This window comes from Bradyrhizobium sp. 604_D8_N2_3 (genome assembly GCF_051810765.1).
Classification (GTDB): domain Bacteria; phylum Pseudomonadota; class Alphaproteobacteria; order Rhizobiales; family Xanthobacteraceae; genus Bradyrhizobium; species Bradyrhizobium barranii.
Genome location: NZ_JBPWPM010000002.1, coordinates 261721 through 283322, shown reverse-complemented (window position 1 = coordinate 283322; position 21602 = coordinate 261721). Strand labels below are relative to the sequence as shown.

The 21602-nt window shown below is 59.8% G+C and carries 21 protein-coding genes and 8 pseudogenes; 15 read left to right on the top strand and 14 right to left on the bottom strand.

Going from position 1 to position 21602, the window contains the following annotated elements:
- Positions 1-123: 123 nt before the first annotated feature.
- A complete protein-coding gene (locus tag AB7245_RS46195) occupies positions 124-540 on the top strand; it encodes a hypothetical protein (RefSeq protein ID WP_144030598.1) in 417 nt (138 codons plus the stop codon).
- A gap of 363 nt (positions 541-903) precedes the next feature.
- Here the strand turns inward: AB7245_RS46195 and AB7245_RS46190 are convergent, their stop codons facing one another.
- Entirely contained in the window at positions 904-1788 is an 885-nt protein-coding gene (locus AB7245_RS46190) for a universal stress protein (protein ID WP_162478982.1), read from the bottom strand.
- Positions 1789-2155: 367 nt separating this feature from the next.
- Between AB7245_RS46190 and AB7245_RS46185 the strand changes: the two genes are divergently transcribed.
- Positions 2156-2320 carry a DUF2934 domain-containing protein gene (locus tag AB7245_RS46185; RefSeq protein ID WP_371441352.1) on the top strand — a complete coding sequence of 55 codons (165 nt, stop codon included), beginning with the start codon at positions 2156-2158 and terminating at the stop codon, positions 2318-2320.
- A gap of 262 nt (positions 2321-2582) precedes the next feature.
- Here the strand turns inward: AB7245_RS46185 and AB7245_RS46180 are convergent, their stop codons facing one another.
- Positions 2583-2876 (bottom strand): ATP-dependent DNA ligase, encoded by a 294-nt coding sequence (locus AB7245_RS46180; protein ID WP_341850584.1) that lies wholly within the window; start codon positions 2874-2876, stop codon positions 2583-2585.
- A 933-nt stretch (positions 2877-3809) separates the two neighbouring features.
- Positions 3810-4172, bottom strand: a complete 363-nt coding sequence (locus AB7245_RS46175; protein ID WP_085398674.1) for a hypothetical protein — start codon at positions 4170-4172, stop codon at positions 3810-3812.
- A 622-nt stretch (positions 4173-4794) separates the two neighbouring features.
- Here AB7245_RS46175 and AB7245_RS46170 point away from each other — a divergent pair.
- The 4 genes from AB7245_RS46170 (at position 4795) to AB7245_RS46155 (ending at position 7097) form a co-directional block, all read left to right on the top strand.
- A complete protein-coding gene (locus AB7245_RS46170; protein ID WP_439035946.1) occupies positions 4795-4986 on the top strand; it encodes a hypothetical protein in 192 nt (63 codons plus the stop codon).
- Positions 4987-6033: 1047 nt separating this feature from the next.
- The gene (locus AB7245_RS46165; RefSeq protein ID WP_439035945.1) at positions 6034-6264 is read left to right on the top strand and encodes a hypothetical protein; all 231 of its coding nucleotides are present in this window, start codon (positions 6034-6036) and stop codon (positions 6262-6264) included.
- 353 nt (positions 6265-6617) lie between these two features.
- Positions 6618-6818, top strand: coding sequence for a hypothetical protein (locus tag AB7245_RS46160; RefSeq protein ID WP_014494431.1), 201 nt, complete (start codon positions 6618-6620; stop codon positions 6816-6818).
- Between the two features lie 48 nt (positions 6819-6866).
- The gene (locus AB7245_RS46155) at positions 6867-7097 is read left to right on the top strand and encodes a DUF6894 family protein (RefSeq protein WP_439035944.1); all 231 of its coding nucleotides are present in this window, start codon (positions 6867-6869) and stop codon (positions 7095-7097) included.
- Positions 7098-7106: 9 nt separating this feature from the next.
- Here AB7245_RS46155 and AB7245_RS46150 read toward each other — a convergent pair whose 3' ends face one another.
- The 3 genes from AB7245_RS46150 to AB7245_RS46140 form a co-directional block, all read right to left on the bottom strand.
- Positions 7107-7376 carry a hypothetical protein gene (locus AB7245_RS46150; RefSeq protein ID WP_085398671.1) on the bottom strand — a complete coding sequence of 90 codons (270 nt, stop codon included), beginning with the start codon at positions 7374-7376 and terminating at the stop codon, positions 7107-7109.
- 336 nt (positions 7377-7712) lie between these two features.
- Positions 7713-7838, bottom strand: a complete 126-nt coding sequence (locus tag AB7245_RS46145) for a hypothetical protein (protein ID WP_256375132.1) — start codon at positions 7836-7838, stop codon at positions 7713-7715.
- 82 nt (positions 7839-7920) lie between these two features.
- Positions 7921-8091, bottom strand: a complete 171-nt coding sequence (locus AB7245_RS46140; RefSeq protein ID WP_439035943.1) for a hypothetical protein — start codon at positions 8089-8091, stop codon at positions 7921-7923.
- 218 nt (positions 8092-8309) lie between these two features.
- On the opposite strand from AB7245_RS46140, the gene AB7245_RS46135 reads away from it, so the two are divergent.
- A complete protein-coding gene (locus AB7245_RS46135) occupies positions 8310-10673 on the top strand; it encodes a PAS domain S-box protein (RefSeq protein WP_354132703.1) in 2364 nt (787 codons plus the stop codon).
- A 306-nt stretch (positions 10674-10979) separates the two neighbouring features.
- Here AB7245_RS46135 and AB7245_RS46130 read toward each other — a convergent pair.
- Both AB7245_RS46130 and AB7245_RS46125 read right to left on the bottom strand, forming a co-directional pair.
- Positions 10980-11402: pseudogene (locus AB7245_RS46130) on the bottom strand (tetratricopeptide repeat protein); the annotation flags it as partial.
- 62 nt (positions 11403-11464) lie between these two features.
- Positions 11465-12094: pseudogene (locus tag AB7245_RS46125) on the bottom strand (transposase); the annotation flags it as partial.
- A 56-nt stretch (positions 12095-12150) separates the two neighbouring features.
- On the opposite strand from AB7245_RS46125, the gene AB7245_RS46120 reads away from it, so the two are divergent.
- The 3 genes and pseudogenes from AB7245_RS46120 to AB7245_RS46110 all read left to right on the top strand — a co-directional run.
- A complete protein-coding gene (locus AB7245_RS46120; protein ID WP_187387704.1) occupies positions 12151-12309 on the top strand; it encodes a hypothetical protein in 159 nt (52 codons plus the stop codon).
- Between the two features lie 167 nt (positions 12310-12476).
- On the top strand, positions 12477-12770 hold the full coding sequence (locus AB7245_RS46115; RefSeq protein WP_354100387.1) for a hypothetical protein: 294 nt from the start codon (positions 12477-12479) through the stop codon (positions 12768-12770).
- A gap of 116 nt (positions 12771-12886) precedes the next feature.
- A pseudogene (locus AB7245_RS46110) lies at positions 12887-13113 on the top strand (IS110 family transposase); the annotation flags it as partial.
- Here AB7245_RS46110 and AB7245_RS46105 read toward each other — a convergent pair.
- The 3 genes and pseudogenes from AB7245_RS46105 to AB7245_RS46095 all read right to left on the bottom strand — a co-directional run.
- A pseudogene (locus tag AB7245_RS46105) lies at positions 13100-13561 on the bottom strand (transposase); the annotation flags it as partial. The pseudogenes AB7245_RS46110 and AB7245_RS46105 overlap by 14 nt on opposite strands.
- Before the next feature lie 216 nt (positions 13562-13777).
- Complete coding sequence (locus AB7245_RS46100) at positions 13778-14122, bottom strand: hypothetical protein (protein ID WP_144030596.1); 345 nt, start codon at positions 14120-14122, stop codon at positions 13778-13780.
- 1170 nt (positions 14123-15292) lie between these two features.
- Positions 15293-15517 (bottom strand): annotated as a pseudogene (locus tag AB7245_RS46095) (MFS transporter); the annotation flags it as partial.
- 293 nt (positions 15518-15810) lie between these two features.
- On the opposite strand from AB7245_RS46095, the pseudogene AB7245_RS46090 reads away from it, so the two are divergent.
- Positions 15811-15926: pseudogene (locus tag AB7245_RS46090) on the top strand (MBL fold metallo-hydrolase); the annotation flags it as partial.
- Between the two features lie 343 nt (positions 15927-16269).
- Positions 16270-16593 (top strand): hypothetical protein, encoded by a 324-nt coding sequence (locus tag AB7245_RS46085; protein ID WP_085400065.1) that lies wholly within the window; start codon positions 16270-16272, stop codon positions 16591-16593.
- A 522-nt stretch (positions 16594-17115) separates the two neighbouring features.
- Here the strand turns inward: AB7245_RS46085 and AB7245_RS46080 are convergent.
- A complete protein-coding gene (locus AB7245_RS46080) occupies positions 17116-17349 on the bottom strand; it encodes a hypothetical protein (RefSeq protein WP_162478990.1) in 234 nt (77 codons plus the stop codon).
- Between the two features lie 37 nt (positions 17350-17386).
- Complete coding sequence (locus AB7245_RS46075) at positions 17387-17668, bottom strand: hypothetical protein (RefSeq protein ID WP_082757289.1); 282 nt, start codon at positions 17666-17668, stop codon at positions 17387-17389.
- Between the two features lie 330 nt (positions 17669-17998).
- On the opposite strand from AB7245_RS46075, the pseudogene AB7245_RS46070 reads away from it, so the two are divergent.
- The 3 genes and pseudogenes from AB7245_RS46070 to AB7245_RS46060 all read left to right on the top strand — a co-directional run.
- Positions 17999-18522 (top strand): annotated as a pseudogene (locus AB7245_RS46070) (IS5/IS1182 family transposase); the annotation flags it as partial.
- Positions 18523-19642: 1120 nt separating this feature from the next.
- Positions 19643-19879 carry a hypothetical protein gene (locus AB7245_RS46065; RefSeq protein ID WP_439035942.1) on the top strand — a complete coding sequence of 79 codons (237 nt, stop codon included), beginning with the start codon at positions 19643-19645 and terminating at the stop codon, positions 19877-19879.
- Between the two features lie 4 nt (positions 19880-19883).
- Entirely contained in the window at positions 19884-20270 is a 387-nt protein-coding gene (locus tag AB7245_RS46060) for a VOC family protein (protein ID WP_439035941.1), read from the top strand.
- A 281-nt stretch (positions 20271-20551) separates the two neighbouring features.
- Here AB7245_RS46060 and AB7245_RS46055 read toward each other — a convergent pair.
- Positions 20552-21510: pseudogene (locus AB7245_RS46055) on the bottom strand (IS3 family transposase); the annotation flags it as partial.
- Between the last annotated feature and the right edge of the window lie 92 nt (positions 21511-21602).

The following is a 21602-nucleotide window of genomic DNA, read 5'->3' as shown; positions in this document are numbered from 1 at the left end:
ACTCGGCGTCACGTCAAAAAGCAAAGCATGCCGAGGAACTGGCCGGCACCTAAGTGTACTTCCGGTTGAACCTTCGCTCGTTTCCGATGACCCACGCAAACGGGCTAGGAAACGGAGGTTTCCATGACCAGTTCCAATGGACACCCAGTGCATCTTTATCGGTTGATCGTAGCCGGCACGGTGGGATTGTGTGCGGTCACATTTTTCGGCATCAACACAGCCTATTCACATGACCTGATGCGACCAGAACTGAACGCTTGGTTCAAAAGTCTCAAGAATAGGGCAGGTGAGCCGTGCTGTGATGGTGGGGACGGCCAACAGGCGGAGGCCGAGTGGGATATGGCAAAAAATGGCTATAGAGTCCTTCTGAAGCATCCGCATCGGCCAAACGAACCCGGGCAATGGTTTGACGTGCCAAACTCTGTCGTAGTCAACGGGCAGAACCTCAGCGGCAGGGCGATGGTTTGGTGGTGGCCGTCATACGACAATGGAAGAATGACTCCTTTGTGGCGGTGCTTCATTCCCGGACCGGCGGGATAATCCTCCCTGGGAAATCAATAGCACCGACCAAGGAGATGGGCACCTCGGCAATGAGGCGTAAGGTTTCATCGCAAGCACGTGCACTCATAAATCCGCGATGCCCGCTTATTTCCCAACCGCGGCGGAGAAGAGGACATTGCACGAGGTCCGTTAAGGGCCCACAAACCGACATCCAATCAAATCGACCCGAGCACGATCTGCCATAAGTGCCGAACTCGGGAGACCCAATTGAGGAGGGTGGTGCGTTTGGCAGCGTCGGTGCTTAATCGCACGGTCCCCCCAACCCGCCTTCGGCGAGTGAGCAAGCCGGCCATAGCGTTGGCGTTGGCGGCAACCTGAGCTGGGATTGCGCTCTGACGAGGGCTAATGCGCTAAGAGAACGGGGCGTACCGAAGCGTTCTTAAGGATGTGGCGCGTGGCCCCGCCCAGAAACATCTCGCGTAGGCGGCTATGGGAATAGGCGCCCATGATCAGCAGGCCGGCTTCATGCTCTGCCCCCACCGCGAGCAGCGTATCACCCACCGAGCGCAATTCCGGTGCAACCACCTGCGCGGTCGCATCGATGCCATGACAGCGCAAATAGGCAAGCACCTCCGCCTGCGAGGCTTGACGATTGCTGCCGTCCCGGTCAACGCTTATGACCCGCACTGATTTGGCAAGTTGCATGAACGGTATGGCAGCCGAGACCGCGTGCCAGCATTCCGGGCTCTCGTCCCAGGCGATCATCACGCTGTCGGTCAGATCACTCTGCGGGCGAGCCGGCGCCAACAGCACGGGGCGACGGGTCCGCAGCAGCGATTGCTCGGCAATAGCCATGAGCGATTCCATCACGCTGGCGCTTGCGGCGACCATTAGGTCGAAGGCAGCGGCCCGTTGCACCGCGATTTCCACATACGATCCCTCGGCTTCGCGCCAGGATGCTGCGAGCGGGCGGCCGGGCTCGTCGCTCGCCGATAGCATCGGGATGCCGACTACCGCGCAGCCCCGCGCGAAAACCTCACGCGCATCCCGCGCAGTTCGCTCCCGTTCCTCGGCGTGCCAATTTACCGGGACGGTCGCCGTTCGTCGTCCCATTTCGGTGGCCATTAGGTCGGTGGCCATTAGGTCGCGCGTGACTGGCGGCGGCTCACTGATGAACAGTGCCTGGACGTGAGCCACCAGCACCTTGGCGGCAGACAGGGCCGTTTCAATTTGACCGGTGAGGCCGGCTGAGCCGGGAAGTGGAACCAAGATTCGCTTGATACTCATGAAGAGCCTCCTGCGATGCCGCGGTTTGCGACGACAGACGGCATATGTGTGTTGAGCGTGTGTTGAGCCGAAAGCGAAATCGCGATACCGCCTAATTTATAAACTCCCGGAATCACCCCAAAGTTCCGGAGACCCGCAGGTGTGCCGGTTGCCGACTTTGGTCGTCGATGTCCGGTGTGGTCAGAAGCCGACTTCGGGCCAACGGCCGGGATACGGCTGCTATGGGCCTTGGCGGATGATGCGGCCGAGAAGGCGCGTGGCGAAGGAACGACTCCGAAGCCCGAATTGGCTCTTTGAGATAAATTGGCCCGGCGGTCCTGCCCTTTGTGCCTCCTGCCCAAGGCAGGACTGCGCTCTGGGAGATTTCATGATGGCCCACCCAACCGAGGAGCAGATACGGAAGCGCGCGTTCGAGCTGTGGGAGCAGGCGGGCAAACCGGAAGGACGCGAAGACGAGTTCTGGGACCAAGCGCAGAGGGAATTACAGGGCGCAGAAGAGCGTGGTGCCCCCAACAAAGGGGCCGACATTTAATAATAATTCCGTTGTCGCCCTACGCTGGCACCGCACCAGTCTTAGTGCGCCGCGCCCTCGGCGTTAGCCGAGCGGGAGCATGCTCCGACCGTGCGCTGAGGTGGGTTACTCGAACGTGCATGCGTCGCATTTGTTAGCGGCCACCCGTCTCGCGCAAATGTCCGAGTTGGGTCAAATGGCGAAATTGCCGGACTTCTTTGCATAGGTCCGCTTTATCTCGAGAAGCGGCAATATGAGTGCACGCCCTAATCCGGTATTCGTGTCAAAACTCTCTGGACATAGCGGGGTGTGTTCGGTTCTTCATCTTGATCCATTCCTTTGTGCGGCCGGCGACGTAGCGGCGATTCCGCCGTTTCGAGACTAATCCCTCAAGGCCCATGCCGCAGGCTGCTTTGAAGAGGTCCGGCCCAATTTCTCCGCCCTCAAACGGTGCGACGAAGATGCCATCGGGGCGGCCGCGTAGCAGGCGCGCCAGGTTGGTCTTGCGCATCGTCAACGGCAGCTGACGTAAGTCTTCGCCGCCGAGCGCCAGAATGTCGAACGCATAGAGCTGCACCTCGGCGCGAGTGCAGGGCGTTGAAGTCTGAGACGCCGTCGACGCCGAGCACTACGGCTTCACCGTCGATGACAAATTGCTCCTCGCGGTTCTTCAACGCTGCCTGGAGGATCCAAGGGAAGCGGTCGGTCCAGTTGTGACCATTCTTGGTGAGCAGCCGAACGTCGCGGCCTCGCCGTTCTACGCGCAGGCGTTAGCCGTCGTATTTGATTTCGTGGATCCAGTCGGGCCCGGCCGGTACCATCTAGGCGGCGGTAAGCCGGCAAAATTCGAACGCAGTACGCATAGACCGCAGATAGGGCTTGAAGGCTCCAGAAGAAAGGGCCGCCCTTGTGGGGCGGCCCTGTCCAAAGTCTATCGACGCCGGTCAAAAAAAATAGGTTCGAGCAAAGCCAGCCCCGGGAATGAAAACAACTAAGGATACAAACACCGCGCCCGGTTGAAGGCATGGAAGCAGCGGTTTGTGTCAGGAATATTTCGTGGGCTCTGTTCCGCGAAGGAACACTGCGCAACGGAGGAAGCCCGCAAAGTTAATCTGGGACACTCAACATTTGTTAGAGCCTGCGATGAATCCCGGGGCGGAGAATATCCACGGCGCCCCAACTTCGAGCCGGTGCGTCGTTGCGGTCCCGGTGTCTCCGTTCCTCTCCAGCCCCGGAGGCGCCTGGGCCGCTCACATCGATAGAGGCACCACAGTGCCGCCAGCCGTCCTTGTTGACCTCGATCTGAAAGCCTTCTGGCATGCGCGGCACTTCACCTTCGCCAGCAGCGTTGCAGGGCAGGCAGGGTGCGCCGGCGCCGCCACAGGTGCAGGCGCGCGGGCCGTCCCAGGGGCGGTCCGGGTGGGTCTCGCGCAAACCCAGCCGAAATCGTCACAGTTGACGCATGTCGTGGTCGTTGCACCAACGGACACAGGCTTTTCCTCGCTGGGCATCAGGCGACCCCGCGCAGGGGCAGCGCCAGCTGTGCGTCGAAGCGCCTTGTGGCGGTGGCGGCGATGAAGGCTTGTAGTGCGGAGGAGATCTCGGCGTCGGTGTCGGCCGCGCGCTGGGCCAGCGCGTCGGCGACGTCGGAAGTCGCATCCCGCGACCACCCCTCGACGGGATTGAAGGATACAATTCGGACCGGATAGGCGTACTGGCCGGACAGGAGATTTTGCAGGACGCCCTCAAGATCAGTGTCAGCCTCATCCGTCTCACGCCAGGCGCAACCGGCGCGCGCGCCGAAGTCTTCAAGCACCAGATAGATGTCGCGGTCGAGGCGGTCGGCCGGCACGATCGAGGGCGAGGAACGCATACGCTACTCCGATACGATGAGGACTGAGAGATGGCCGCCGGCTCCAGGGGGTCAAGGAGGTTAGGCCGGGGCCGCTCCGCCAGCTCTGGCGGCGCGGCAGCGACGGCTCAAATATGCGCGCGCCCTTGTGGTTCCTGTGCTAACCGGTGGGCCGTGCCGCGCCGATCGTGCGGAACGTCGCAGCATAGGCCGCAGGAGCTGTCTAAAGGCGGCGCCTGCGGCCTCTCATTTGGCACCTTCTTTTTGCCCCCGCATTGTACGCGATGGGCGACGCTGATTTTGTTAGGTACCTGCATCAAGCGCAGAATTGCTTGCATCGGGCTGAAAAGGCGACACGCGAGGTGGACAAGGAGGCGTGGCTGCACCTTGCGGAAGAATGGATGGAGATGGCGCGCAAGGCCCTTCGTCGCAAGTTGAACTGAAGTTGGCTAATTCGTTCCTCTAGGGGAACCGTCCTCGCCTTTCGTCGTTTAGCAGGCCGCCAAACTCAAGACGATGGCCGATCGGTTGCCGGCCGGGGCCGAGCGCGAGGCGCTCCTAAGGCGAGTTAGGATCGCCGAGATCGGCGCCCATATGACTGATTGGCTGCGCTCGCCGGGTTCGCAGCCACCCAAATAATACCTTGGAACAATTGTTCACATTGATACTTTGGAACATCGACATGACAGCCGATGATCCGACGCTCCAAATGATTTTGATAATGTCAGGCATCCGGACTGCGCTGATCGGCATCATCGTCATCGTATTCGAGTGGCGCGCGTTGGTCGGGCACTGGCGCCTCAAGAGCCTGCCCGCAAATCCACAATGGACGTGAATTAAGGCCGCCTGAGTTGGCGGCTCTTGAGCTTGAACATGAAGGGCGCGTTGATCAATTGGCGAGCGCGCCGGTAATCGCAGGTCGGGCGACACTAATTATTTTCGACCAAGTGAGACCCGCCGGTTCACGCTGGCGGATGGGGACTGAGGAACGGAGCCCGCCAGTCTGCGGTTAGGCCCGAAGCAATGAGAGAAGGTAATCTTCGGCCTCAGGTCCTTGCACCCTGGGGCCGCTTTTTGCCAGCCTGCGCTGGTTCATGCTGGGGCCTCCCATCATTCCTGAAATAGAAACGCCGCCAGGCTCTAAATACATTGTCCTGGCGGCGATCGGTTCAGTCCAGCCCCGAGAGGGATCAACAAAATCCCGGATAATCATTGGTCCAGACGTCGGCCATGAAGGTTCAGCCCCGATCCGCTTGGTGGCCAAAGTTTCGTACTGGCTTGTTTGGCTCTTAGAGCGCATAAAATAGGCATGTCAGAATCACATCACCGATCCTGCCAGTGCGGCGCCGTTTACAGCCGTGTCGAGTCCATGGCGCCCGGCCGCCAGATAGCCAGCTTCGAATGCGCAGTTTGCGGCACCACCCTTGAGAGCTGGAATACAGCGTGGGTGCCAACCTATCGCCTAATCGTCGGACCCGTTAGGCAATCACAGCAAAGCTCCTAAAACCCTCGCTGATTGGGCAGACTTATGGCGTTGAGCTTTTGCGCCGATGTTCCTTATGTCGGGAATGTCGGGAACCCGGTGCAAGGTATATAATTGCAAAATCACCGCCCAGTCCGAGGCGCCTATCGGTGACTGAGAGTGCTTCACGCTCCCGCCCTCTATGCCGAGCGGAAGTCATGTGTGAGAAGTGCACTCAGTACGACGACAAGATCGCCCGATATCGGCGCCTGTCATTCCGAATTAACGACCAACAAACGCTCGAGGGAATCGCAGTTCTGATCGCACAGGCGACGGACGCAAAAGCCGTCGTCCATCCATTCCCGCCCAAAGACTGAGGACGGGCTATTTGTGCGGCGAGGTTTCGCCTTTCATAGCTCCTTGCTGACGCGCGAAGACTTCCTGCTTAAGCTAGCGACGGTTTTGGATGACGTCGGGTCGAACCAGAAATTGATAATTCGGGACCGTTACATCGAGCGTGCGTTTGGCGGCACGCGTGCCATCGCGATTGCAGAGGCGGAGGTCTTTGCCCGGGCGCACGGCTGCACTTTTCGCCGCATCAAGCGCCAAGGAGAGCTCACCCGTGCTTATCCGGCAGGCGGCAGGGCGTGAGGTGGCTCGTCGAGAGCGCGGGCTACTGCTGGTCGTTGGGTGCGGAAAAGCAAGTCCGGCGGCCGGTTCACGCTGGCGGGCCAGAACTTCAAGTAAGCATCCAGACGGAGAAAACGACACAGAGGCAGCTTGCACCTATGAATGCGAGACCCAAAAAGAAGCGCTCGGCAAGGTCCATTTCCATGGCGTTCCCCTCCGGCTGCCCGCGATAAGTAACATTCAATTGTGATCCGAGGTTCCCGCGTTATCGCGTGGAACTTGTGTTCACTAGGGCACAGACCACGGAACTGCCCGCGCGTTAGGCTGCAAGAACTCAAACCCAACGGTTAGGACCCGTAAGATCGAGGTGTGTCATGCAGCGACGCCGTCGTTTTAAACAAACTGTGTCCCTCGAAGAACGTCTTGCCCAAGAAGCCGCACGCTTAAGAGAGCTAGCCAAGAAGCTCCCTGCCGGCTTCGAGCGAGAAGCTCTCCTCCGCAAGGCCAGACAGGCCGAGACCGGCTCGCACTTGAGCGAGTGGTTGAGATCACCCGGACTGCAGCCGCCAGAATAGGAACACGCGAACATTTCTTCTATGCTCTCCCTCGAATGAGGGCGGCTTATGACCCGGTACTACTTCAACATCCGGGACGACACTGGTTTGTACCCGGACGAGGAAGGTCTGGAATTCGACACTCAGCAAGAGGCCGAGGTCGAAGCCGCTAGGTCGCTTGCGAACTTGGCAAAGGACTTTGCCACCATACGGCAGGACGTTTCCGTGGAAGTGAGGACAGACGTTGAGCGGGTGTTTCAAGCCGCATTCATTTTCGACAGAAGTAGGACGAAGCAGTAAGGACGGTTCCTATTTGCGAGTCAGCAGATCTTCCCCGGGCGGCATCAGCTTCACGTAGGTGCCGCTTTCATGCTTCGATAACCAGCCGCGCTCGATGGCGTATCTGAGCCCGGCGCCGAACTCGCTCCCGCTGCCCTTCAGCTCGATCATGAACTGCCCGTTGATCCGCTCGATGTAGATGCGGCCGTCCTGCACGGCCGCGACGCTGGCCGCCAGCTCGACGAGCTTGCGCGCGGCCGCATCCGGGTCTGCATAGGGTCGTTCTGCGGTGTGCTTCATCGTCGTGTCCCATTGGCCGCCTGCGCGGCGGTGAAGTGTGCGCGGTGCTGGTAGCTCTCCGCCGGTTTCCAGCTGTCGAATGTGGTGCCGCAGACGCAGCGCATCAGCGTGCTCCGTATCTCGCTATCGAGCTTCTCGCCCCGCGCCCCGCTTGGCCGCAACCTCGGCCCGCCAGTCGCGATCGCGGCGCCATTCGGCGAAGGCATTGTCGGGGGTGCTCGGCTGTAGCTCCGACCATGCAGTCTCGAAAGCCTCGCGCGCGGCTTCGAAGGTGGCGGCTATGCCACTCCGCCATGTGCCTGGCTCCATGCCAGGATAGAAGCCGACCGACCATTCTCATTGATCGGCATGCACAGGCACGCCGGCGCGCACGCTGATGGTCCCGACGCACACATCGGTGAAGTAGATACGCCAGGTCTCCTGGTGCGGGTTGTCGCTGCGCCGGCGGGTGAGGGCGATCATGCATCAAGAATAGGAGCGAGCCAGTCGCGGAACCAGCCGCTGGATTTTGAGCCTGCTCTGGTCTCAGGGCTCTATCTATTGGTCAACGCTTAAGCGCTTCGTGCTGCCAGATCTCCACCTCGTCATCGTGGCGGTGCGTCGCGCTGCGGTGATCGCGCCAGCGCGCGCCGCTCGCGAAGATCACGGCCTCGGGCCCGCACTCCTCCAGCCGATCGGACAGCAACAGCACGTCAGCGTAGGCGACGCTCGCCATGTTCGCGCGCGATAGCAAGATACGGCGACGGCAACGCGAGGCTTGATGAGTCGTTCCTATACTGGGCGCGCGCGCCTTAGGGACGGCTGAGGGCCGCTCCGCAGTGGTTCAGTCCGGCTATCGGAATTGTGGCGCCGCGATTCAATGGAACCGAATCGATCGAGCCGTGTTTCAGTAGACTGTGTCCCAACCCACACTGGGGCTGGGATAGGATTCGTATGGAAACCTCAAACCGCTTCGAAGCCGCACAAACTAGCGACGGCCGCTACCAGCTCCTCGTCGAGGCGATCACTGATTACGCGATCTACATGTTGGATCGCGGGGGTCGCGTGACCAGTTGGAACCCTGGCGCCAGGCGCTTCAAGGGCTATGAGGCGGATGAGATTATCGGTCGCCATTTCTCGACCTTTTACACCGACGCTGAGCGGTCGCAGAACGTCCCTGCTCAGGCGCTGGCGGAGGCCGAGCGCACCGGCCGCTTCGAGCGCGAAGGCTGGCGCGTCCGCAAAGACGGCACGCACTTCTGGGCCCATGTTGTCATCGACGCGATCCGCTCGCCTGAGGGGGCCCTTGTCGGCTTCGCCAAAATCACCCGCGACTTGACCGAGCGAAGGGCCGCCGAGACAAAACTGCGCGAAAGCGAAGAACAGTTCCGATTGCTGGTTCAAAGTGTTACCGACTACGCCATCTATATGCTGGATGCCGGCGGCCACGTGGCAAGCTGGAACGCCGGTGCGCAGCACATCAAGGGCTATGCCCCTGAAGAGATCATTGGCCGGCACTTCTCCGACTTCTACACGGAAGCCGACCGTGCCGCCGGGCTTCCGCGTATCGGCCTGGAGACGGCAACCCGAAACGGACGCTGGGAGAACGAAGGTCAACGGGTCCGAAAGGACGGCACTGCGTTCTGGGCACACGTCGTGATCGACGCCATCCGGGACGACGCCGGCAAGCTTCTCGGCTTCGCCAAGGTGACACGGGATATCACCGAACGCCGCGAGGCGGAAGCGGCACTCCAAGCGGCGCAGGCGACAATGATCCGTTCGCAGAAGCTGGAGGCGATCGGGCAACTCACCGGCGGCGTCGCCCACGACTTCAACAACTTGCTGCAGGTCATCAGCGGAAACCTGCAACTGCTGAGCAAAGATATCGCGGGCAATGCCCGGGCCGAGATGCGGGTCCAAAGCGCCCTCGGGGGTGTTGCCCGCGGTTCAAAACTTGCCTCACAATTGCTCGCCTTCGCGAGGCGACAGCCGCTGGAGCCGAGAGTGGTGAACGCCGGCCGTCTGCTCAGAGGCATGGATGAGATGCTTCGTCGCGCCTTGGGTGGGGAGATCGAAGTCGAGACGGTGGTTGCAGGTGGGCTATGGAATAGCCTCGTCGACCCGGATCAACTGGAGAATGCGGTTTTGAACCTCGCGATCAACGCTCGCGACGCGATGAACGGCGAAGGCCGGCTGACGATTGAAGCAAGCAATGCCTTCCTCGACGACGAATATGTCCGCCAGCATGACGAGTTGTCTGCGGGGCAATACGTGATGATCGCGGTGACCGATACGGGCACCGGCATTCCGCCTGACATCCTAGAACGGGTCTATGAGCCATTCTTCACAACCAAGGCGGAGGACAAGGGCACGGGACTGGGCCTCGCCATGGTTTACGGCTTCCTCAAGCAGTCCGGCGGACACATCAAAATCTACAGCGAAGTAGGTGCCGGAACCACTGTGAAGCTGTACTTCCCGCGAGAGGTGGCCAGCGAAGACACTTTGGTCGGGGCTACGTCCGACGAGATTAGAGGCGGAGAGGAAACCATCCTCGTGGTTGAGGATGACGATGAGGTTCGCGAGGTCGCGGTCTCGATGCTCACCGAGCTAGGGTACCGCGTGGTCAAGGCGCGAGATGCGGCGAGCGCTCTCGTCGTCGTCGACAGCGGCATTCCGATAGACCTTATCTTCACCGACGTCATGATGCCTGGCAGCCTGCGTAGCCCGGACTTGGCGCGAAAAGCCAAGGAACGTTTGCCCAATGTCGCCGTGCTTTTCACATCCGGCTATACTCAGAACGCCATCGTGCATGGCGGGCGGCTTGATCCCGGAGTGGAGCTCCTGGCCAAGCCATACACGCGGGAGTCACTCGCGCGGAAAATCAGACACGTGTTGGCCAATCAAGCTCAAAGGCGCGTCGCTCAGGGATCGCAACACTCGGCCAACGAAAAGACTTTCAAGGACGCGACCGTGTTGCTCGTCGAGGACGACGACCTCATCCGCTTCACCACGATGGAGATGCTGAGCGATATCGGATGCAAGGTAACAGAGGCAGGCACGGCTCAAGAGGCCCTGAAGATCCTGGATGAGCAGCCCGTGGACATCTTACTCACGGATGTCGGCCTCCCTGGGGTTTCCGGTCTGCAGCTCGCAAGGGACGTCTACGCGCGCCGGCCCGATCTTAGCCTAATTCTCGCGACAGGTGACAGCGGAGTGAAATCTGAAGCCGCGCGACTGGGCGCGATACTCATCGTGAAGCCCTACACACCGGCGTCTCTTCGCCAGGGTTTGGAACATGCGATGAAGAAGCGTCGCTGAATAGATGGGGTCTCACTGGGTGAAATATGGCTTTCAACGTTGACCCCACATGATAGTCGAGGTCCGCGCTCATTCTGGCCGGGGTCAGCCTTTGCGCCGAATGGGAGCGAACGCCGCGCCGAATTACAGAAAGGCCGGCGCAATGTCCGCTGATTGGCCCATCAGCGAAGTGACGACACCTTTCAACGAGGTCCGCTTGGTGGGGTGGAGCGGACTGATTTTGCTCACTCCGAGTTCTTCGCATTTTGACCCAAAGCCGACGTAGGGCAGGAACGCGCTGAAGTCGACTTCTGACCCGAACGCTCATCACCCTTCCGGCACGCCAGCGAGGCGCAGGCCTTCACAGATGCGCTCGAGCCCAGCAAGGAAAATTGGATTGTCGCTTTGTTGAGCAGCGAGCAAGCGACGGATGGTGAAACCTGAGTTGAGCGCAAGTCCCGATCTTGCAGCAGCTCGCGCCTCGTCGAGCGCGCCGGTCAGGCTCAACGCAGCGGCGAGCAACACATGAGCGAGAGGAAAGTTGCGGTTCGCCTCAGTGCTTCGTCGTAGCCAACTGACGGCTTCGACGTCCGAACCAAGCTGTAGCTTGGCCACACCCACAAAACACGTCCACTGGTAGGCTTCAACGTCGCGAGGGGAGAGACGTAAAGCCTCGAGTATATGGCCTTCGGTCTCGGCAGCGCGCCCCATATAGAATTTGGCAAAACCAAGGGCAGCATGTCTTTCGGCCATTCGCTAAGGTCGACCGGCTTTGATCCGCCGACCGTGCCGCTCTCAACGCAACTGCTACGCTACGCAATACACAGAGCATGAGCGGGTGGTGGTCGCGCAACCAACGACGCGAGCCGCCTCAGATTTTGAGCGATGGCAGCCAGAACAAACTCGTCCTGGGCGCCCCGTGGGCCGCGCAGTCGAAGTCGGCCGAGCCTCAGGATGCGCTTCAGGTGAGCGAACCGCATCTCAATCTTCTTCCGCTCACGTCGCGACTGCTCAAAGCCCTCGGTCCCAGCGAAGGACCGTGCAACGTCTCGGGCGTGTTCATGGATGTCGCGCGGGATCTTGCGTGAGGGCTCCTTTGGGCAGCACTGCGGTTTGAGGGGGCATACATCGCAGTCGAGCTTGCTTGCGCGGTACAGAAGCGTCTTGCCCTCGTATACTGTGCCGCTCGTCCCGAGCCGCTTTCCGCCTGGGCAGAGGTAGACGTCGCCGGCCGGGTCATATCGAAAGTCGGTGCGCGAGAAGGTGCCATCCTCTCGCTTTGACTTGTCGATGACCGGAATGTGTGGCGCGATGTCCTTCTCGACCAGCCAGTTCAGCATCGGAGCGGATCCATAAGCGGTATCGGCCGCGAGCCGCTCCGGTTTGAGGCCAAAACGCTCCTCTGTTCGTTCGATCATTGTCTTTGCGGTACCGACTTCCGCGCCGTGTGATCGGGCTGAAGCGAGAGTTGGCTCAGCCGTGATAGTTGGAGGGTGACATGACGGCATTGGCTACCCGTATGTTTCCCAGGGCATCGGTCCTGGCGATTGCTGACTTCCAGACGCTCGTATCGCTCGCGCTGTTCTGCTTCGGCGGCCTGCTCGTGTCAGTGAGCATCATCGTCGCCGACAAGTACATACCGGGCGAGTGGTTCTGAACCATCGCCTTGATGATGGCGATACCGACGGTGCGTACGATCGTACTTGCCGCATCTCTGATGATGGTCGGTGCGTTGGTGCTGTCGCTCAGCCGGTTGTCGAGGATCAATATGCCGACCTGCAGAAGAAGTTTGCCGACGCCTACAATCGCAAAGACGTCGATGCCATGGCTGCAGCGTTCACCGAGGATACCATCAGAGTAACGCCGAGCGGGATCTTCGTAGGCCGAGAAGCGATTCGCCGTAACCTGCAGGATGTCCTCAACCTTGACCTGCACGACTACTCCGTAGAGCGCAACGTATCCCGATCTTTCGGCAACTTCGTCTTCAATGCTGGCGAGTGGCAGGCCAAGTTCGGCGATCAACCGCAACACGGCTACTATACCGCTATCGTGGTGCGAGAAGGTGACCGAGCAAAGATCATGGAAAAGACAGTGACCGTAGCTGCACCAGGGCAGTGACGGGCTTCGCCAAGCGGCGAGGCCGCATGAATCCCATTAGATTAATGGCGTGAATGGTGACGCTGACGTCAACCGCATTGGTCTGCGCTCTGTACGTGCACGATTAAGAGCCTTTCCGAGAGTTGGTTGCGGGTCAGGCGACATTGGAGCGCATTGCCACAGCGATGCTTTCGGCACGATTGGCTTTGAAGGCAGAGTACGGAAGGCTACACAGGCCGTGCTGGCAGCTGTGCGTGACGATGCGGTCTGTCGCCGGCTGATGACAGTGCCAGGCGTTGGTCCCCTAGTGGCTATTACCTACAAATCGGCGACTGATGATCCTCATCGCATCGCGAAATCGAAGGCGGCAATTGCGTGCGCCGCCGCTCGACTTTGCCGCGCGTGAAGTTCTTATCGCGATTATTGACTGCTTTGAATTTGCTGCCGCCGATGGCAACGCTGGCTGTCGCGAGCAAGCCCATCTTGCGGCACACCTCGACGAAGCGCGCGCCGACCTTTTTGATGCCGGGACCATTGTCCTTGCGGAAATCGGCAATCGTTTTGTGATCGGGCGCAAGCCTGGCGAGCAGCCACATCACTTCGACGTTGCGGCCAGCTTCACGCTCAAGCCGGCGGCTCGAATGGACACGGTTGAGATAACCGTAAATGTAGAGCCCTAAGAGCGCGGCCGGATGATACGACGCCCTACCTGTGCCGGCAGGCTCAACGCCACCGAACCCAAGTTCAGCCAGATCGAGGCCTGCAACGAAGGCGTCGATCACGCGAACCGGATTGTCATCTGCAACCCAGTCGAGGCGAGACAGCAAACAGAGCAACGATGACCAACAACAATTTGGCGCTTTGCAAGATTGTCTCCCTTAATTGATGATACCGAACGGTTAGATGATCGCCTAACTAGCCGTTCGTCAATCATTTGGAGGGCCCGCCTCTGGCCTCTTCCATTCCGCGACGACGACCATGGCGACGGCGATGGTCGTGCCATCATCAGGGGTTCGGGGGCGGCGATGTCATGATGACTTATCCTCGTCGAGATCCACGTCTCCTATGTGCGGCCCGCTGACGCCATTACGTTCATCTCTCGCGATGTGCTGCCCGATTGCCCTGGCCAACGCCAACCATTGTTCACGGTGGCTAAGATGATCAAGACTACGCGGGTCGCTCGGCGGTACGTTGCTGCTGATGGCGATCATGGGGTCGCCCTTTCGTTTCAGCGTCGGCCTGACCTCCTCGAAGCATGCTGGGTGCCACTTGCCATGGACAGACTCTCCCTTCTTGTAGGAGACCGTAATGCTGATCACATCCGCGTCTTGCACTCGGCAGTGCGTGCAGGTGAATAGCGGAACCTTTCTCATACTCTCACTCCGCCGAAGCCTCAACTTTGGTGGCGGACACGAGCGAACTTTCGCTCGCGGAACGTGGCCCCAGCGCCGGGGATAGGGGGCTGTTTGTACGCCGGGGCCAGCGTTCCCCGCCGTCGGATCGTGCTATTGGAGATAGAACATCCTGGGCGGAAACCCCACTGATGGTGCAGACATCGCGCTCCTGGACAAGTGCAGTTTGTGCCAAGCGATGTCGCGCTCACGGAAAGCCGTGTACCGATGGTGAATTCACTGGAACCGGCGAAATTCGTAGGTCGGGAAAAATGGCGCGCTGGAAGCAGGAGTGGACCGCCGAGGAAATCGAAAAGCCTAGGACGGCGGGCACGACGCCGCTAAGTTCACTTTCGTATCGAACGGGCGCGGCTCTAGGTCTCTGTGGTTCTTATGGCGCACGAAATTGATTGCGCCCGGCCGCAAGATCGACGGCACACGCGTCCTGATGGAGCCAACGGAATTGGGAAGAATCGAGCTTTCGCCAATGTGTGCACCGCCGAAAACCGCCAGCGGGCGGGATAACCCAATCCGGCGCGCGCCCAGTACATGAGTCGTGCGTTGAACGCGGTTATTCGATCTGATCGGTGAAACGGCGCCAAAATAAAGAAGCCCTCAATTGGCGGCCTCTTCGTATGCGCCGGTTCAGCGGGCGGGCTTCTCATTGGCCTTAAAATTGAACGCCGCCAGGCTCAAAATACATTGTCCTGGCGGCGCTTATTTCGCTGGCCTCAAATCCCAGTCCGCCAGTTTAGCGGGCCGAATATGAAGGGCGCCTGAACCAACTCACGTATCTCTGGGGAACAGTGGCATTTCGCGCCCCCGCGCTCATTGGCGATCCTGGAGAGCCGTCAGGATGAGATATCGCCACGAATGCGCGGCCTGATTGCTGGCTTGTACGAAGACTGGATATCTCTCGATGAACGGGTCGCCCTTTCCGGCGAGATTGACCAGATCGGTGAGAAGGAAACTGACTGCCGTCGCATCATGAGCATTCCGGGCGTCGGCCCTCTGATCTCGACCGCCGTGGTCGCCGCCATTGGTACCGGCGAGACTTCGGCGCATGGCTGGTCTTGTGCCAAAGGTGCCGCAGCTTGGTTTGCCCGGATGGCAAAAGCAATTCGCGCCGTGATGTCCGGCCGGCCGCTTGCCTCAATACTTCTTCACTGCGGCACCGAACGCCAGCCACAGCCCCATCGATGCGAGCCCGAAGCCGCCCAGCAGCAAGAAGGTCGAGCCGTAGCCGATCCACTGCGCGATCCAGCCGCCAAGCGCGGGGCTCAGGCTTGCGCCGACGCCCTGCACGGTGATGACGGCGCCCTGGCCGAGATTGATGCGGCCGGTGCCGTCAAGCGAGCGCGCCACCATTGGAGGAACACGCCGACGAACAGTCCGATGCCCGACTGCATGTCGGCCATGAAGAAGTTGACTGCGTAGAGGGGCCAGAGGCGGGGAGGGGAGCGCGATGCCATCGAGACGCTGAACGACTTCCGACAGAATGTGGTCCCGTACACGCAGGGCTGACAAGCTGCGATGACATGACCAGCCAATTGGCGCGGGGGTGGACCAGAGGATAACATGGGCCAATCGCGGTGGTTCCTCCGCCTCTGCGATGGGATGGTTACGGCGTCATCTCGTGGGTGCCCCCTTGCTTCTCCTGGATCATGGCCATGCCTCTCTGGACCTGCGAAACCTGCGGCGCCCGATTTCAGACAGCGGAAATCCACCTGTCTCGTGCCTGATCTGCGAGGACGAGGGGCAATATGTGAATTGGAAGGGAAAGAGCCGGAGATCGGCCGCTGGGGTAAACGCCAGCGACGTAGGCGTCAGAGAGTCGATACCGGCCCGCGTCCGCAGCTCAGTTGGTAGCAGCGCCGCTGTGACATGGCGGAGGTCGGCCGTTCAGAACCCGTCCGGACGCACCACCCAATTCGCACTTTTAGCTCAGGGGTAAGCTTTGGGCTACGACGCGTTATGTCGCTACAGCTAAAGCCCTGCCGTCACAGATTGTTGCTCAGGATACCTTCACCTACACAACGGTTGATGGTCATGGCGGTAGCGACACCTCCACCCTGACGTTTTCCGTTTTTGATCCTTCCTTCACCTATAAAGCCGGCTCAAACACCATCTTGTGGGGCGATAACGGGAAGAGCGCGCTCGACGGATCTGCAGGCCATGCTGTTGCATATAGCGGCAAAGGCACTGACGTGCTGATCGGCGGTAAAGGCGACATCCTGGCTGGAGGCAAGGGGCCCGATCAATTTGTTTTCCGGCCTGAGTCTGGTGCCAACACCATTCTCGACTTCGATGTGAAGAACGATCATCTGCAGTTCGACGACTCCATTTTCAATTCGGTTAAGAGCATCTTGGATCATACGACCAACACGGCCTTACTCCTACCGCTCGAACGCCGGCCGCACTCGCTTCTTCTTCGGAGTGAACGTGGGGCCTAATCGAAAGGTCGGGATATGGAAACGACCAATCGAATATCGGACCACATCGACCATAAGACTGCCCGCTCGATCTGTGACGAGGTGGGTGACAGATTGCAACAGAATTTATCTCTCGAAGCCTCGCCTCTGCCGCCCTATCTCGAACGTCTAGTCGATGAGTTGCTCAAACAGGAGCGTCCTCCAATTGATGGCGTCGCAGCGCCCGCTAACCGTTTCCTTCATGCGACGCGGCGGGTAGCCGCGGCCGTCCGTCTGAGCGCGTAAAGAAGAAGCCGTCGCCGTTCCAAACCGGCGTCGGCTTTTCCGCTAATGAGGCATTCCAGGCCCCGGCCGCGCCGGACGCCATGAGGACGTGCTTGTTCAGTGAACGGGTCAAGCCGCGTTTCCCCTGTTGGCACATCAGCGAAGTAGCCGCGCACCTCGTTGAGGTCCGCTCAGTAAGGCATGGCGGGCTAGATTTGCTTACGTTGAGTTCTTCGCATTTTGACCCAACTCGGACTCCGCCTAATAATTCGCGTTAGTTTACGCGGCGCGTTCCTCCTTGTCTGACTGCCCCTCGACAGTGGTCGTGGTTTCTTCCAACCCCTTTTCGTAATTGCCCGCGAACCTCTTGATGCTGTTGGCCCACATCCTCAGCATTGAGACCTGAAAGTGCATAATCGGCTTCAAGGCATTCATGCCGATTGTTGTCACTGCGGTGATGCCCCGTTGTGAGTCGCGCGCGAAGCGGTTTGCATTAGCGGTCTTGTCTGCCATGCTGTTCGCTCCTTCGCTCTGGTGCTATGGCCTAAAGCTACGTGTCAGGTTGTGCACTGCGTGATGCTGAAAACTCGGCCAAAACTTGATCTGCCGCGAGTCTCGCACATCGGTCGTCATGCAATTCGTCGAGTTTTCTCAAATAGGCGACTGCCGCTATTTGCAAGAGATCGAAATCATCTTCGCCGGTATCGCGAAGATGGGCGACGTAGCGATAGAGGGCGGAACACCTGTCGTCGTTCTCGCTGATGCCGCTGTGGAGCAGCAAGTAGTTCCGCCACGCGAACGCGCACGCACCATCTACGGCCTGAGATGTCATGGGCGTATCCCAAAGTCAGAGAAAGACTGACGATCCCTTTCGTTCCGCGAATCTCGCAGATGTAACGTTGTTCCGTAGTTGCGCCGCAAGATGGACTACACGCGGGCGATGTCGATCGCTGCACATAACGGTCAATGCGATTGGCTGTTCGAAAAGCGTCGAGCTCGGGCGCGCCGCTGGGGCGTAGCGGACGAGATTTGCTCACGCTGAGTTCTTCGCCTTTTGACCCTGGCTGTGTGAAAACGCCGTGCCCTGTTAGGATTCTCTCGTGATTCTGCGGGAGGAATCGATGAGGCGCTTCGTTGAAGAGGCGGATCGTGGGCAATGGAAGAGGCCGGACGCAATGTCGAGGTGATGTGGCTGTTGGGTCGGCTTGCTCCAGATCACAAGACGATCGCGGACTTCCGCAAGGACAACGGCTTGGCGCTGCGCAAGGTCTGCGCGCGCTTCGTCGAGCTTTGCCGTGAGATGGGCCTTCTCGCCACGGCGAGCGTCGCCATCGATGGCAGCAAGTTCAAGGCCGTCAACAACCGGGACAAGAACTTTACGCGGGCAAAGGTGGAGCGGCGGCGTGCCCAGTTGGGGAGAGTGTGGCGCGATATTTGAGCCAGCTCGACACGGCCGATCGGCAAGAGCCGACGGAGGCGCTGGCTGCAAAGGTGTCGAGGCTTAAGGAGAAGCTGACGAAGCTGAAGGACGAAATGGGCAAGCTTGCCGTCTACGAGAAGCAGATGCGCGCTTCGCCTGACCAGCAAATCTCGCTGACCGATTCCGACGGCCGTTCGATGGCGACGAGCGGCCGCGGCTCCGGGGTCGTCGGCTACAACGTGCAGGTCGCCGTTGATACCGAGCACAGGCGCCGACCCAGTCCACGCCGACGAGATGCTCCCTCGACCACGATCAGAAGCTCCATCAAAAGGTATCATCAAGCGGATGAACGGCGGCTGGCGTGTCACAGACAAGGGGCGCTCGGTTCTCGAGATTATGGAGGCGCGGTCCGCACCCGCCCAAGCAACTGAGTTAACTCCCGTCCGCGCCGTCGAGGAGCCGACGCTGGCCACGACTCTGTCACCGATGCCTTCGATAACGCTAGTTCGGCGCAAGCGCGACCGAAACCGGCGCCAGCGGGACACTGTACGGCGAAGACAAACGAACGCGTCCTAAGGAAGGTCGGTCGGGGCTGGACTCGACTTTTGACGCGGCGCAGATGACGCGTAAATCATTGATTCCAATAAGCTTTATTTATTCGCATAACCTTCATTATGGAATATATTCCTATAATTTGGAGGAAGCTGGCACGGTGAACCTTCTCTCTATCCGAGTCTGTTTTGGCTATTTTGAGTCTGTCCCCTTCAACGCACCGAGCCGCAGGCAATGATCGTCGTAAACGTGTTCAGCCAATTTCCGCAATTTGAGCTCGAGCTGCGGGCGTTCATCGTTGGAGGTGTGCAGGCGAAATGTATGGGAAGCTAGCTGGCCCCAAAGAATACTCATTTACCCCAATCCGATTTTCGAAACGACAAATGGTGAGCGCTAGGCAGCAGCTAAGTCATGCTGACCAGGCGTGAAGCAGCCTTCAATGTCGGTCGGGAGAGGAGTCGGCGCCAAATGCTCCCAGTATTCTGTCTCGGTGAGCAGTTTCCAGCTTCTGTCAGGATGAAGCGCGGCACTCTGCCGACAGAGCGCCGCCATCGCGCGCAAGCGTACAGAGCGACGGGCCATGCGCGATCGCTTTGTGACCCCAAAGTGACCCAGCGAAATTTGTACTTATCCTTGCGAGGACATTCCAAGAAGACCACTGTGAAATTTAGCGAACTTGGTGGGCGCACCAGGGCTCGAACCTGGGAGCCGCGCAATCGCGATTGAGACGATTGGGTCTTGGTTTGCACGCTATGGAGGAACATCTCCGTCCGACTCATGTTGGGCCGATGATCGTCGCAGAGTGTCGCTTGATGCGGCGAAGGGAGTATTGCGGTGGCCAGAACAGCGATCTTGAGGAAAGATCTCGAGCTTGTCGCGCTTCAGGAGATCCGCAGCTTTCCAGGTGGGGAGCATGTTGTGTCCGTCGAGATCGAATGCGGCGCAGAAGAGGACAGCGACATGGGCTGGCGACTTAATGTGATCGCCAAGGATGAAGCCGAGCTCCGCCGCATCAACTATGCCGCGAAGATCACAACTGATAGATTGAAACGGTATTGCCTCAAGTGGTGACCAGATGATCCATCACGTTTCTCTCGGCAGCAATGACGTCAAGCGCGCTAGGGCCTTCTACGATCCGCTCATGTCCCTCATTGGACTGCGGCTCCTTAAGCACTCGGAACGTTCGCTCCACTACGGCGCCTCCGACATCATTTTCAGCATTGAAACTCCCACAGACGGGCAGCCGGCAACCGTCGGAAATGGCGTTCACGTAGCTTTTCAGGCGCCGGATCGCGAGACGGTCAGACGCTTTCACTCGTCCGCCCTGGCGAACGGCGGCGTCGACGAAGGGGCCCCCGGTATTCGGGAGAATTACAATGCCAACTACTATGGCGCATTTGTTCGCGACCTTGATGGCAACAAGATCGAAGCGGTGACTTACACCGCACGAGAGAGATTCTAAAGTCGGACCGACAAGCGGCGCGTAGTCAGCGCTCAGCTCACTCTGAGCTTCCCGGAGCAAGTGCGAACTGCGATCGATCTGCTGAACAGTTCCACAATGCGCCCAGCCTTGCGGGTATCCTGGAAAGCCCGGCGCGCTCGTGACATCCGAGAAGCCTCCGTGTCCATCACCCGTCGATATTGCAACCTTCGGGCCGGCACCGCGTTCGTTTCTGGAACATTTTCGGAGGTTTCGTATGCCCGATACATCTGTTGGAGCGGGCCGTTCCACCACATCAAGTTTTATCCAGTCCTGAGTTCGCCCCGGCTGTTGGATTTGCCCGGTTGGGCGGTGGCAGCGGCGCGAGCTGGCGCGGAGCCCTCGGCATAGCGCAGCGCCAGCTCCTGGCGCGGATGGCAGCTGAAGGCGAACTCGGACGGCGTCTTCCATCCGAGCTGCGAGTGTGGTCGTGCCTCGTTGTAATCGGCCCGCCAGCATCCGAGCGCGACGCGGGCCTGGGCCTACGACGTGAACAGCGTTTCGTTCAATAGTTCATCGCGCAGCCGGCCGTTGAAGCTTTCGATGAAGGCATTCTGCATGGGCTTGCCCGGCGCGGTGTAGCGCCATGCCACGCGGCTTTGATCAGCCCATGTCAGGATGGCGTTGCTGGTGAGCTCGCTGCCGTTGTCGCTGACCACCATCTTCGGCTTGCTGCGCTCAATCATCAGCCGGTCCAGCTCCCGCGCCACCCGGGTGCCGAGAGCGAGGTGTCGGCCACCAGCGCCAGGCACTCGCGGGTGCAGTCGTCGACCACGGTGAGGATACGGAAGCGGCGACCATCGGTGAGCTGATCCGATACGAAGTCGAGCGACCAGCGGTCGGTCGGCGCCATCGGCACCGTCATCGGCGCCCGGGTCCCGATCGCCCGCTGCGGCCGCCACGGCGACGCACCGCAAGCTTCTCTTCCCGGTAGAGCCCGAACAGCTTCTTGTGGTTGATCACATAGCCCTCCCGCTTGAGCAGAACGTGGAGCGCCGATAGCCAAAGCGGCGGCGCTCCTCGGCGATCGCCCTCATGCGTTGGCGAAGGCCGGCATCGTCCGCCCGGGTCGTTTGGTATCTCATGGTCATGCGACAGCAGCCGATGGCTTTACACGCCCGCCGTTCGCTCATCCCGAAGGCGTCTCGACGATGGTCGACAGCTTTCCGCTTGGCCGCGGGCGTCACCATTTCTTTCCCACGAGGTCCTTCAAGGCTGCGTTGGATCACCCCAGGAGCGCCCGTCGGCTGATTAAAGGTTTTCGGGAGTGCGTAAGTACGAGGATTTATCCTCGTTCCGCAATCTTGTTCGGCC

Excerpts from the sequence above, each read along its gene's own strand:
- AB7245_RS46195 (WP_144030598.1), top strand. The coding sequence starts at position 124 with ATGACCAGTTCCAATGGACACCCAGTGCATCTTTATCGGTTGATCGTA.
- AB7245_RS46190 (WP_162478982.1), bottom strand. The coding sequence starts at position 1,788 with ATGAGTATCAAGCGAATCTTGGTTCCACTTCCCGGCTCAGCCGGCCTC.
- AB7245_RS46185 (WP_371441352.1), top strand. The coding sequence starts at position 2,156 with ATGATGGCCCACCCAACCGAGGAGCAGATACGGAAGCGCGCGTTCGAG.
- AB7245_RS46175 (WP_085398674.1), bottom strand. The coding sequence starts at position 4,172 with ATGCGTTCCTCGCCCTCGATCGTGCCGGCCGACCGCCTCGACCGCGAC.
- AB7245_RS46160 (WP_014494431.1), top strand. The coding sequence starts at position 6,618 with ATGCAGCGACGCCGTCGTTTTAAACAAACTGTGTCCCTCGAAGAACGT.
- AB7245_RS46155 (WP_439035944.1), top strand. The coding sequence starts at position 6,867 with ATGACCCGGTACTACTTCAACATCCGGGACGACACTGGTTTGTACCCG.
- AB7245_RS46150 (WP_085398671.1), bottom strand. The coding sequence starts at position 7,376 with ATGAAGCACACCGCAGAACGACCCTATGCAGACCCGGATGCGGCCGCG.
- AB7245_RS46145 (WP_256375132.1), bottom strand. The coding sequence starts at position 7,838 with ATGATCGCCCTCACCCGCCGGCGCAGCGACAACCCGCACCAGGAGACC.
- AB7245_RS46140 (WP_439035943.1), bottom strand. The coding sequence starts at position 8,091 with ATGGCGAGCGTCGCCTACGCTGACGTGCTGTTGCTGTCCGATCGGCTG.
- AB7245_RS46135 (WP_354132703.1), top strand. The coding sequence starts at position 8,310 with ATGGAAACCTCAAACCGCTTCGAAGCCGCACAAACTAGCGACGGCCGC.
- AB7245_RS46120 (WP_187387704.1), top strand. The coding sequence starts at position 12,151 with ATGACGGCATTGGCTACCCGTATGTTTCCCAGGGCATCGGTCCTGGCG.
- AB7245_RS46115 (WP_354100387.1), top strand. The coding sequence starts at position 12,477 with ATGGCTGCAGCGTTCACCGAGGATACCATCAGAGTAACGCCGAGCGGG.
- AB7245_RS46100 (WP_144030596.1), bottom strand. The coding sequence starts at position 14,122 with ATGAGAAAGGTTCCGCTATTCACCTGCACGCACTGCCGAGTGCAAGAC.
- AB7245_RS46080 (WP_162478990.1), bottom strand. The coding sequence starts at position 17,349 with ATGGCAGACAAGACCGCTAATGCAAACCGCTTCGCGCGCGACTCACAA.
- AB7245_RS46075 (WP_082757289.1), bottom strand. The coding sequence starts at position 17,668 with ATGACATCTCAGGCCGTAGATGGTGCGTGCGCGTTCGCGTGGCGGAAC.
- AB7245_RS46060 (WP_439035941.1), top strand. The coding sequence starts at position 19,884 with ATGATCCATCACGTTTCTCTCGGCAGCAATGACGTCAAGCGCGCTAGG.